General features: G+C 66.7%; 9 protein-coding genes. 5 read left to right on the forward strand and 4 right to left on the reverse strand.

Annotated features, from left to right (window positions below):
• Positions 1-12 precede the first annotated feature (12 nt).
• The 4 genes from yidC to rpmH form a co-directional block, all read right to left on the reverse strand.
• On the reverse strand, positions 13-1,101 hold the full coding sequence (gene yidC, locus ACFXHE_RS18735; protein ID WP_379384770.1) for a membrane protein insertase YidC: 1,089 nt from the start codon (positions 1,099-1,101) through the stop codon (positions 13-15).
• Between the two features lie 4 nt (positions 1,102-1,105).
• Entirely contained in the window at positions 1,106-1,426 is a 321-nt protein-coding gene (yidD, locus tag ACFXHE_RS18740; RefSeq protein WP_379384568.1) for a membrane protein insertion efficiency factor YidD, read from the reverse strand.
• On the reverse strand, positions 1,423-1,794 hold the full coding sequence (gene rnpA / locus ACFXHE_RS18745; protein WP_354849003.1) for a ribonuclease P protein component: 372 nt from the start codon (positions 1,792-1,794) through the stop codon (positions 1,423-1,425). Before rnpA ends, yidD begins: the two co-directional genes overlap by 4 nt.
• 88 nt (positions 1,795-1,882) lie before the next feature.
• Positions 1,883-2,026 (reverse strand): 50S ribosomal protein L34, encoded by a 144-nt coding sequence (gene rpmH, locus ACFXHE_RS18750; protein ID WP_033085250.1) that lies wholly within the window; start codon positions 2,024-2,026, stop codon positions 1,883-1,885.
• A gap of 535 nt (positions 2,027-2,561) precedes the next feature.
• Between rpmH and dnaA the strand changes: the two genes are divergently transcribed.
• From dnaA to gyrB, 5 genes are all read left to right on the forward strand, one after another.
• The gene (gene dnaA, locus ACFXHE_RS18755; RefSeq protein ID WP_379384571.1) at positions 2,562-4,526 is read left to right on the forward strand and encodes a chromosomal replication initiator protein DnaA; all 1,965 of its coding nucleotides are present in this window, start codon (positions 2,562-2,564) and stop codon (positions 4,524-4,526) included.
• A gap of 802 nt (positions 4,527-5,328) precedes the next feature.
• Positions 5,329-6,498: a DNA polymerase III subunit beta gene (gene dnaN, locus ACFXHE_RS18760; protein ID WP_379384573.1), complete on the forward strand. Its 1,170-nt coding sequence runs from the start codon at positions 5,329-5,331 to the stop codon at positions 6,496-6,498.
• 163 nt (positions 6,499-6,661) lie between these two features.
• Entirely contained in the window at positions 6,662-7,846 is a 1,185-nt protein-coding gene (gene recF, locus ACFXHE_RS18765) for a DNA replication/repair protein RecF (RefSeq protein WP_379384575.1), read from the forward strand.
• A 112-nt stretch (positions 7,847-7,958) separates the two neighbouring features.
• Entirely contained in the window at positions 7,959-8,567 is a 609-nt protein-coding gene (locus tag ACFXHE_RS18770) for a DUF721 family protein (protein WP_379384577.1), read from the forward strand.
• Between the two features lie 423 nt (positions 8,568-8,990).
• Positions 8,991-11,024: a DNA topoisomerase (ATP-hydrolyzing) subunit B gene (gyrB, locus tag ACFXHE_RS18775; RefSeq protein ID WP_354848986.1), complete on the forward strand. Its 2,034-nt coding sequence runs from the start codon at positions 8,991-8,993 to the stop codon at positions 11,022-11,024.
• The last annotated feature ends 37 nt before the right edge of the window (positions 11,025-11,061 follow it).

An 11,061-nucleotide genomic window follows, 5' to 3' on the forward strand; every position in this document is an offset into this window, starting at 1 on the left:
GTGTTGTAAGTCTCAGCGACGCCGCTTCTGGTTGGCGCGGCCACGATTACCGGAGCGCTTCTTGCCGGTGCTCGGCCGGGCGCCGGGCGCGGGCTTGGCACCATTCTGGGACGCCTGCGGCGCATCGGAGACGGCGTCCTCGACGGCATCGGAGACGGCGCCCTCGACCTTGGCGGCCGCCTGCTTCTTGCGGACGTCGACCGGCTTGGCGCCCGGCTTCGGGGCGTTCTGCGCGCGACGCTCCAGGGCCGCCTGCTTCTTCTCTTCTTCTTCCTTCTCGATGCGGCCGAAGACGAGGTGTTGCTGCCCGTAGGTCCAGATGTTGTTGGAGACCCAGTAGATCAGGATGGCGACGGGGAGGAACGGACCACCCACGAGCACACCGAGCGGGAAGACGTACAGCGCCATCTTGTTCATCATGGCGGCCTGCGGGTTGGCCGCGGCCTCCGCGGACTGCCGGGCCACCGAGGCGCGGGCGTTCATGTGGGTCGCGACACCGGCGATCACCATGAGCGGAATCGAGACCAGCGCGATGGCCAGCTTGGTCGGCACGCCGCCGTAGTCGGCGAAGGACTGCAGCACGGTGGCGGGCTCGGTGATGTAGGCCGAGAGGGGAGCGCCGAAGAGCCGGGCGGACAGGAAGGACTGAACATCGGCCGCGGAGAAGATGTAGTTCGGGGTGTGGGCATTGTCGTAGGGCGTCATGCCCAGCTGCCCGATCCCGTGGCCGGTGCGGTTGAACGACCGCAGCACGTGGAACAGACCCAGGAACACCGGAACCTGCAGCAGCACCGGCAGACAGCCCATCAGTGGGTTGAAGCCGTGTTCCTTCTGCAGCTTCTGCATCTGGACCGTCATCTCCTGACGGTCGTTCTTGTACTTCTTCTGCAGCTCCTTGATCTGGGGCTGCAACTCCTGCATCTGCCGGGTGGTGCGCACCTGCTTCACGAACGGCTTGTAGAGCACGAGCCGCAACGTGAACACCAGGAACACCACGGCCAGTGCCCAGGCGAATCCGCTGTTCTTGCCCAGCACATACCCGAATGCCTGGTGCCAGAACCACAGAATGGCCGACACCGGGTAATAGATGAAGTCGAGCACGGCGCTATGCACTCCCGTCGTTCGTATCCTCGGTCACCGCGGGCGATGATCCTTCGTAAGCTGATGCCGCGTGCCGGTGCTTGCGCTCCGGTACGGGGTCCCACCCACCAGGGTGCCAGGGCGCACATTTCGCCAATCGGACGGCCGTCAGTCCGAGCCCGACGAACAGTCCGCGGGTGCGCAGCGCCGTCACCGCGTACTCACTGCACGAGGGAGTGAATCGGCACACCGGCATGCGGGTGGGGGAGATATAGGTCCGATACAGCTCGATGAGGAATATCAGAGCTTTGGCCGGTATCCGGGCAGCGGCGCGCAGGGCGTTCATGACAGAGCACCGAGCTTGCGCAAACCGCTGTGTAATTGACGCAGCAGTTCGTCGGAGGGCGCGCCGGCCGCACCCGGCAGGGCGCGAATGACAATGTCTGCGCCGCCGGGCAATTCGGCCGTCAAGCTTGCGCAGATATGACGCAGGCGGCGGGCCACCCGGTGGCGTACCACCGCCGGACCCACCGCCTTGCTGACGATCAAGCCGAAACGCGGACCGCCCACCCGGATGGCCGGGGTCGATCCGCTCGACTGATCATCGTGTAGCAGTACGTGCACAACGAGGTCCCGTCTCCCGATCCGCCGGCCCTGGCGCACCGTCCGGGAAAAGTCGATGCGCCGGTGCAGCCGGTAGGGCTCAGGCAGCACCTGAGCATCCAGCGGAGTGCGGGCGGATGGGGGACCGGAGACCGGACGGCGAGTCGCACATACGACGCCGCATCCGGGGGTTACCGAATCAGGCCGTGAGCTTGGCGCGGCCCTTGCCACGGCGCGCCGAGACGATGGCACGACCCGCACGGGTCCGCATCCGAAGACGGAAGCCGTGGACGCGCGCCCGACGACGGTTGTTCGGCTGGAACGTCCGCTTGCCCTTGGCCACGGTCAACACTCCTCTAGGTGGTGGGCATCCGGTGACGCCCGAAGCTTGTCGGTGAAACAGTGCTCTCGAGGGACCTGGGTCTCTCGGCGCAATACCCTTGTCGGCACGGGCAGCAGACAGCCGCCACCGCACCATAGGGTGACTGTAGAAGGGTACTTACCCCCTGGACGAGGGTCAAACTCGGGGGTAGGGGCCCGATTTCCGCACTGGATCGATCGTTCCGCGTGGCGTTTGCTGCGGGTTCGTGTCGCGGCGCGGGCGTCGTGTACGGTCCTTTCCAGTCCTTCGCTGCGACTGCGGTTGACTTTGCCAGCTGATTGCTGTGAACCCGCAGGTACGCGCCAGATTCGGGGAATCAGACACGCAGTTGTGCGTATCCCCAGGTTGTCCACATCTGTGGATAATTGTGTGGAAAGACCCCTGGAGTGGCATATTCGTAGGGCCGACGGTGACTCGCCGACGCCCGGTGACCGGGGGAGCCGAGCAGCGCAGACCGTCTGCTCCTATCGACCTACATCCGGGGAGGACTACGTTCGTGGACGACGAGCAGAATGTGCTGACGGCTGTCTGGCCAGAGGTGATCGCCGAGTTGGCGAGTGGTTCCGCGGACGGGGAGATCCAGCCGGTCAGCAAGGCCCACAAGGCGTGGCTCAACACTATCGAACCGATCACCTTCGCGCAGGGCTTCGCCCTGCTCTCGGTGCCGGGCACGATGGCGCAGGTGACGGTCGAGCGGGACCTGCGGGAGCTCATTCTGCGATCCCTGGCCCGCCGCGGTCTCCAGGTCGAGGGCCTGGGCGTGCGCATTCGCGCGCAACAGCATCCGCCCGCCGGTCGCTCGGGGAATGCCCCGCGGCACGCGCGCATGACCTCCCGGCCCGAGCGCCCGCGCGAACCCGAACCCGCGCCTCCCGCGTATCCGGCCGAGCCGCCGCTGGGCGAGCGTCCACAGCCCATGTATCCGAGTCCGCAGGAGTACGCGGCGCCGCGCTACCTCCCTCCCCAGGACTACCCGGCCGAGTACGACGAGCGCGATGCTTATCCACCTGTGGAATTCGGGCAGCCGCCGATGGCCGAAGAGTTGCCGATGTCGGCGCCGGACCGTCCGATGCCGGTCGGGGAGCCGCCCGCGCCGCCCCGGCGCCGCGACAACCATCGCAGCGCGCCCATGCCGCCCGGGCAGGAGTCGCTGTTCTCGCCGGACCCCGAGGACGAACCCGTCCGTCCCGCCTCACAACGGTATTCCGACGAACCGCAGCGCTATGCCGATGAACCCGCCCCGCAGCGGTACTCGGACGAGCCCGCGCCCCAGCGTTATTCGGACGAACCCGCGCCGCGTTATTCGGAGGAACCGGCCGCGCGCCGGCCGGTGGACGAGGCGCACGACGACGAGCCGGTGGTGAATGTCCGCAATTCGTGGCCGACCTATTTCAACCGGACGCCCGAACGCGAGCCCGCGCCCGCGCCGTCCTCGGCCAGCCTGAACGCGAAGTACACCTTCGACACCTTCGTCATCGGCGCCTCGAACCGCTTCGCGCACGCCGCGGCGGTGGCCATCGCGGAGGCGCCGGCGCGCGCCTACAATCCGCTGTTCGTCTGGGGCGCTTCGGGTTTGGGCAAGACGCACCTGCTGCACGCGGCCGGCCACTACGCGCAGCGGCTGTTCCCGGGCATGCGGGTGAAGTACGTGTCCACCGAGGAATTCACCAACGACTTCATCAACTCGCTGCGTGACGACCGGAAGGTGGCGTTCAAGCGCCGCTACCGGGAGACCGACATCCTGCTGGTCGACGACATCCAGTTCATCGAGGGCAAGGAAGGTATCCAGGAGGAGTTCTTCCACACCTTCAACACCCTGCACAACGCCAACAAGCAGATCGTGGTGTCCTCCGACCGGCCGCCCAAGCAGCTGGCGACGCTGGAGGAGCGGCTGCGCACCCGGTTCGAGTGGGGGCTCATCACCGATGTGCAGCCGCCGGAGCTGGAGACCCGTATCGCGATCCTGCGCAAGAAGGCCCGCATGGACCGCCTGGACGTGCCGCACGATGTGCTCGAACTGATCGCCAGCCGGGTGGAGCGCAATATTCGCGAGCTGGAGGGCGCGCTGATCCGCGTCACCGCGTTCGCGTCGCTGAACGGGCAGCCGCTGGATCTGTCGCTGGCCGAGGTGGTGCTGCGGGATCTGATGCCCGACACCGCGACGCTGGAGATCACGGCGGCCACGATCATGGCCGTGACCGCGGAGTACTTCAACACCACGCTGGAGGAGCTGACCGGTCCAGGCAAGGCGCGGCCGCTGGCGCAGGCCCGGCAGATCGCCATGTATCTGTGCCGTGAGCTCACCGATCTGTCGCTGCCCAAAATCGGCCAGGCCTTCGGCCGCGACCACACCACGGTCATGTACGCGGAGAAGAAGGTGCGCAAGGAGATGACCGAGCGGCGGCGTGTGTACGACCAGGTTCAAGAACTCACAGCCCGAATCAAACAGCGTTCGCGCTGATCCACAGTCCACAGGACCCCACGTCGTCTGACGTGGGGTTCTTTGTTTTCCGGGGTTGTGGATTCCTCGAGGAGTCCTCGAGGAAGGTGTGTGGACTCCTCGAGGAATCCCACTGTTGTCCACCGGGTTGCCCCCAGGCCGTCATGCACAGGGGTGCACAACTTTTCGTGCACAGTTCCCACAGGTGGATTCATCCTCGAGGGCTGACCTGCCCGGATGCGCTCAGCGGCCTGTGGATTCCTCGAGGAGTCCATGTCAGGTCCTCGAGGAATCCTCGAGTTGTCCCCGGTTTCGCTCAGATGTGCGCAGCATGGCCCGAAACGTGGGACCAACTCGAGGATGGCTCGAGGAGAGATGTGGAGTAGCAGGTCAACTCCACAGCCACGCGTTGTTCATCCTCGAGCCACCCCGACGACATCCACACGCCGCCGGATGCTCCGACCTGGGTGAATGGCCGAAGTCCACAGAACTAACAGGACCTACTACTACTTCAGTTCTTCTTCTAGAAAAGGTTCTTCTAAAACAGGGTGTGTGGAATCTCGGGTTGGGAGGGCACGGTTCGATGGGCAGCCCCTCCCCACCCGATCGGGCAGCAAGGAGAAGGACGGGCAAGGGATCGGTGCCGAAGGGGTTCAGGGGCAACGCCCGTGAGCGCCCACCAGAGTTCCGGTGGTGAGCCGGAGGGTCGCCGTAGGCACGTCGGTCTCGCGCAGGTACGGTTTGGTGTCGGCCCCGTGTGCGAGACTGCCGATTACTGATCCGAAGATCCGAACGACCGACAGTGGAGAGGACAGACCGGGCGATGGAGCTTGCAAGCATGAAGTTTCGGGTCGCCCGCGAGGACTTCGCCGAATCCGTAGCCTGGGTGGCCCGCAGCCTGCCGTCGCGGCCTCCGGTGCCTGTGCTCGGTGGCGTGCTTCTCGTGGCTGACGAGGACGGCCTGACGGTCTCCGGTTTCGATTACGAGGTCTCCGCGCAGATGCGGGTGGCCGCGGAGGTCGCCGGTCCGGGTCAGGTGCTGGTATCGGGCCGCCTGCTGGCCGATATCACCAAGGCGCTCTCCAACAAGCCGGTGGACGTGTCGGTGGACGGCACCCGCGTGCTGATCGCCTGTGGCAGCGCCAAGTTCTCCCTGCCGACCATGCCGGTCGAGGACTATCCCCAGCTTCCCGAGCTGCCGCCGCAGACCGGTGAGCTCGCCGTGGACCTGTTCTCCGAGGCAGTCTCCCAGGTGGCCGTGGCCGCCGGTCGCGACGACACCCTCCCCATGCTCACCGGTATCCGCGTCGAGATCGAAGGCCCCAAGGTGGTCCTGGCCGCGACCGACCGCTTCCGTCTCGCCGTGCGCGAGCTGGAATGGCAGCCGGGCCGCGCCGATGTGGAGACCGCGGTGCTGGTCCCGGCCCGCACCCTGTCCGAGTCCGCGAAGACCCTCGGTGCGTCCGATCAGCCGGTGCAGCTGGCCTTCGGTACCGGCACCGACGGCCTGCTGGGCATCGTGAACGGCGGCCGCCGCACTACCACGCGCCTGCTCGACGCGGAATTCCCCAAGTTCCGGCAGTTGCTCCCCAAGGAGCACACCTCCATCGCCACCCTCGCGGTGAGCGCGCTGACCGAAGCCATCAAGCGTGTGGCCCTGGTGGCCGAGCGCGGCGCCCAGGTGCGGCTGGAGTTCTCCGAGGAGGGCCTGCTGCTCTCCGCCGGTGGCGACGACGCCGGCCGCGCCGAGGAGTGGCTGGAGGCCGAGTTCCGCGGTGAGCCGCTGACCATCGCCTTCAACCCCGGCTACCTGCTCGACGGCCTCTCCGCCTCGCATTCGGACCGGGTGACCTTCGGTTTCACCACTCCCAGCCGCCCGGCCGTGTTCCTGCCGGCGCCGGAGGAGGAGCCCGCCCAGCTGGAGTCGGGCGCGTTCTCGGCCCTCAGCGGCAACTACATCTACCTGCTGATGCCGGTGCGGTTGCCGGGCTGAGCCCGTTCGGCAACCCATCGACCCGGCACGGACGACATACCTGTGCACAGTGTTGACAAACCTGTGAAAAACTCGGCGCGCGCGGCGAATCCGCCGCGCGCGTTCGAGTATCCCCAGCCGGGGCCGGTACTGGATCCGATCGCGGGCATGGTGGACTAGCCGGATGCACGTGCGTGCGCTGTCACTGCGCGATTTCCGGTCATGGGAGGCCGCCGAACTCGAACTTTCGCCCGGTGGAACGGTTTTCCTGGGCGCCAATGGGAACGGCAAGACCAACCTGATCGAGGCCGTCGGCTATCTGTCCACACTCGGCTCACACCGGGTGGCGGCCGACGCTCCGCTCATCCGGATCGGCGCGCAGAAGGCCCGGATCGGTGCGACGGTGGTCAATACCGGCCGCGAGCTCCGGGTGGATATGGAGCTGAATCAGGGCACGGCCAATCGCGCCCAGATCAATCGCTCACCGGTGCGGCGGCCGCGGGAGATCCTGGGGATTCTGCAGACCGTGCTGTTCGCGCCGGAGGATCTGTCGCTGGTGCGCGGGGATCCGGGGGAGCGGCGGCGCTTCCTGGACGAACTGGCCACCGCCCGACTGCCGCGGCTTGCCGGGGTACGCGCGGATTACGACAAGGTGCTGCGGCAGCGGTCGGCGCTGTTGAAAACGGCTGGGCGTAATGCCCGTTCGGGTGCGCGTGGCGCGGAGATGAGCACCCTCGATGTGTGGGACGGCCATCTGGCGGCGCACGGGGCGGTGCTGCTGGCGCAGCGGCTGCGGCTGGTACACGACCTTTATCCACATCTTGCACAGGCTTATTCAGATATCGCGCCCGAATCCCGGCCCGCCGCAATCGGTTACCGCAGTACGAGCCTGCCGCCGGAATTCCTGGATCCCGCGCGTGCGCCACAGGCCGAGGACGAGGAGGCGCTGGAGGCGATCCTGCTGCGGGAGCTGGCCGCGGCGCGTCCCAAGGAGCTGGAGCGCGGGGTGTGCCTGGTCGGCCCGCACCGTGACGATCTGGATCTGATGCTGGGTTCCGCGCCCGCGAAGGGTTTCGCGAGTCACGGTGAGTCCTGGTCCTTCGCCCTGGCATTGCGGCTCGGGGCCTTCCAGCTGCTGCGTTCCGCCGGAACCGATCCGGTGCTGATCCTCGACGACGTGTTCGCCGAACTGGATCGCCGGCGCCGCACCGCCCTGGCCGCGGTCGCCGCCGGAGCCGAGCAGGTGTTGATCACCGCCGCGGTGCCCGAGGACGTGCCGCCGGAGCTGGATGCCGCGCCGGTGCGGGTGGAGACCACGGGCGAGGCCGATCACCGGGCGTCCCGGATAGCCGAGTCGGCGTCCATGTGACCTTGCGGCGGAATCGTGCGTCGTGCCGGTGAGTCCGTCGGTGCGATACGGCAGAATCACGTGACGAACCGCCGATGATCATCGGGATTCCCAGGTGTGGAAGGAGTTGTGGATGGCCGAGCCGACCGAAGGCAACGACCACACCCCGCCCGAGGCGAATCCTGGTGCCCCCGGTCGATCCAGCGACGGGACCGGCCCGGAACCGGAGTTGCGCGGCGTCGACCTGGCTCGGCGCGCCCTCGAAGAAGCACGTGCGGCGGCGCGCGCGGCCGGTAAGTCGGTGGGTCAGGGCCGAGCCTCGCCGCGCAAGGGTGGCGTTCGTGCCCTGCGGCGGCGCAGCGGCTGGTCGGGTGCGCATCCGGACGAGCGCGATCCGCAGACCCTCTCCGCGCTGGCCATGCAGCTGGCCAAGGGCCGCGGCTGGTCGGCCAAGGTCGCCGAGGGCACGGTTTTCGGCCGCTGGGCCAGCGTGGTGGGGGAGGACATCGCGTCCCACGCCCAGCCCATCTCGCTGGAGAACGGCGTGCTGAGCATTCAGGCCGAGTCCACGGCCTGGGCGACCCAGTTGCGCATGTTCCAATCCCAGATCCTCGCCAAGATCGCGGCCGCGGTCGGCAACGGCGTCGTCAAACAGCTCCGGATCAACGGCCCGACCGCACCGAGTTGGCGCAAGGGCGAGCGGCACATCAAGGGCCGGGGCCCGCGCGACACCTACGGGTAGGCCGCGAATTTCCGCTCCGCGGCGTTTGTTTCACGTGGAACGAGAAGAGATCGTCACGCGCAGCGTCCGGAGATCACGGAGAACCCTCGCGCAAACCGCTCGGGGCCCGCGCTCACATCGCCCGCTGAGGCTTCCGGAACCCCCCGCACCCATAACGGGTCATATCGCTGGTCGATTTCATGACCCTACGGCCCACTCAGGGGTGTCATAGGTGGGTTCTCTGTCGGTCGTACCAGTAGGATGGGGGAGTAACTAGCGGCGATACCTCCCGGCGCGTTCCGCAGCGCCCGCGCGTGAGCCCCCGTAATTCTCGAGCAGACAGCGTCTGGGTACTCGAGCAGACAGCGTCTGAGGGCTCCACGCGTGCCATGCACTGTGCCGGGAGGATCAGCAAGTAAGGAGAGCTACCCACCAGTGGCTGCCATGGACTCCAACGCAGAAGGCTCGACCAAGCAGGGCAATCAGTCGTACAGCGCGACCTCGATCACGGTGCTCGAGGGGCTGGAGGCGGTACGCAAGCGCCCCGGTATGTACATCGGCTCCACCGGTGAGCGCGGCCTGCACCATCTGATCTGGGAGGTCGTCGACAACTCGGTCGATGAGGCGATGGCCGGGTATGCGACGCGTGTCGATGTCACCCTGCTGGCCGACGGCGGTGTCGAGGTCGTCGACGACGGTCGTGGTATCCCCACCGATATGCATGCGCAGGGTGTGCCGACCATCGAGGTGGTCATGACCCAGCTGCACGCCGGCGGCAAGTTCGACGGCGAGTCCTATGCGGTGTCGGGTGGTCTGCACGGTGTCGGCATCTCCGTGGTGAACGCGCTGTCCACCCGCCTCGAGGCCGAGGTGAACTACGGCGGGTACCACTGGACCCAGGAGTACAAGGACGCCAAGCCCGGCAAGCTGATCCAGGGCGAGTCGACCAAGAAGACCGGCACCACCATCCGGTTCTTCCCGGACCCGGACATCTTCGAGACCACCACCTTCAGCTTCGAGACGGTCGCCCGCCGCCTGCAGGAGATGGCGTTCCTGAACAAGGGCCTCACCATCACGCTGACCGATCAGCGAATCCACGAGGGCGACATCACCGACGAGGTGGTGAGCGAAACCGCCGAGGCGCCCAAGCATCTCGACGAGAACGCGCCCGCCGCCGAGCCGAAGACGAAGACCCGCACCTATCACTACCCTGGCGGTCTCGAGGACTACGTCCGCCACATCAACCGGACCAAGACGCCGATCCACAACTCGATCGTCGGCTTCACCGGCAAGGGCACCGGCCACGAGGTCGAGGTGGCGATGCAGTGGAACTCGGGCTACTCCGAGTCCGTCCACACCTTCGCCAACACCATCAACACCCACGAGGGCGGCACCCACGAGGAGGGCTTCCGCGCGGCGCTCACCACGGTGGTGAACAAGTACGCGAAGGACAAGAAGCTCCTCAAGGAGAAGGAAGGCAACCTCACCGGTGACGACATCCGTGAGGGTCTCGCCGCCATCGTGAGCGTGAAGATCGCCGACCCGCAGTTCGAGGGCCAGACCAAGACCAAGCTCGGCAATACCGAGGTGAAGTCCTTCGTCCAGCGCACCTGCAACGAGCACATCTCGCACTGGTTCGAGGCGAACCCGGCCGATGCGAAGACGATTGTGCAGAAGGCGGTTTCGTCGGCGCAGGCGCGGGTCGCGGCCCGTAAGGCGCGTGAGCTGGTGCGCCGCAAGTCGGCCACCGATATCGGCGGTCTGCCGGGCAAGCTGGCCGACTGCCGCTCGAAGGATCCGAGCAAGTCCGAGATCTACATCGTGGAGGGTGACTCCGCCGGTGGTTCGGCCAAGTCCGGCCGCGATTCGATGTACCAGGCGATCCTGCCGCTGCGCGGCAAGATCATCAATGTGGAGAAGGCGCGCATCGACCGCGTGCTGAAGAACACCGAGGTGCAGTCCATCATCACGGCCTTCGGCACCGGTATCCATGACGAGTTCGACATCGCCAAGCTGCGCTATCACAAGATCGTGCTGATGGCCGACGCCGACGTCGACGGCCAGCACATCTCGACGCTGCTGCTGACCCTGCTGTTCCGCTTCATGCGCCCGCTGGTCGAGCACGGTCACGTGTATCTGGCCATGCCGCCGCTGTACAAACTGAAGTGGCAGCGGTCCGAGCCGGAGTTCGCTTACTCGGACAAGGAGCGCGACGGTCTGCTGGAGCGCGGCCTGGCGGCCGGTAAGAAGATCAACAAGGACGACGGTATCCAGCGCTACAAGGGTCTCGGTGAGATGAACCCGAAGGAGCTGTGGGAGACCACCATGGATCCGACCGTGCGCGTCCTGCGTCTGGTCACGCTCGATGACGCGGCCGCGGCCGATGAGCTGTTCTCGATCCTCATGGGTGAGGACGTGGAGGCTCGCCGCAGCTTCATCACTCGGAACGCCAAGGACGTCCGGTTCCTCGACGTGTAATTCGCGACAGCGGAGGCCTTCTCGGCCTCCGCGTGCG

Origin of the sequence: Nocardia sp. NPDC059229 (assembly GCF_042754165.1) — a bacterium.
Classification (GTDB): domain Bacteria; phylum Actinomycetota; class Actinomycetes; order Mycobacteriales; family Mycobacteriaceae; genus Nocardia.

What these genes read in the sequence shown, in the direction of transcription:
- ACFXHE_RS18770 (WP_379384577.1), top strand. Translation starts at nt 7,959, where the DNA reads ATGGCCGAGCCGACCGAAGGCAACGACCACACCCCGCCCGAGGCGAAT.
- gyrB (WP_354848986.1), top strand. Translation starts at nt 8,991, where the DNA reads ATGGACTCCAACGCAGAAGGCTCGACCAAGCAGGGCAATCAGTCGTAC.
- dnaN (WP_379384573.1), top strand. Translation starts at nt 5,329, where the DNA reads ATGGAGCTTGCAAGCATGAAGTTTCGGGTCGCCCGCGAGGACTTCGCC.
- recF (WP_379384575.1), top strand. Translation starts at nt 6,662, where the DNA reads ATGCACGTGCGTGCGCTGTCACTGCGCGATTTCCGGTCATGGGAGGCC.
- yidD (WP_379384568.1), bottom strand. Translation starts at nt 1,426, where the DNA reads ATGAACGCCCTGCGCGCCGCTGCCCGGATACCGGCCAAAGCTCTGATA.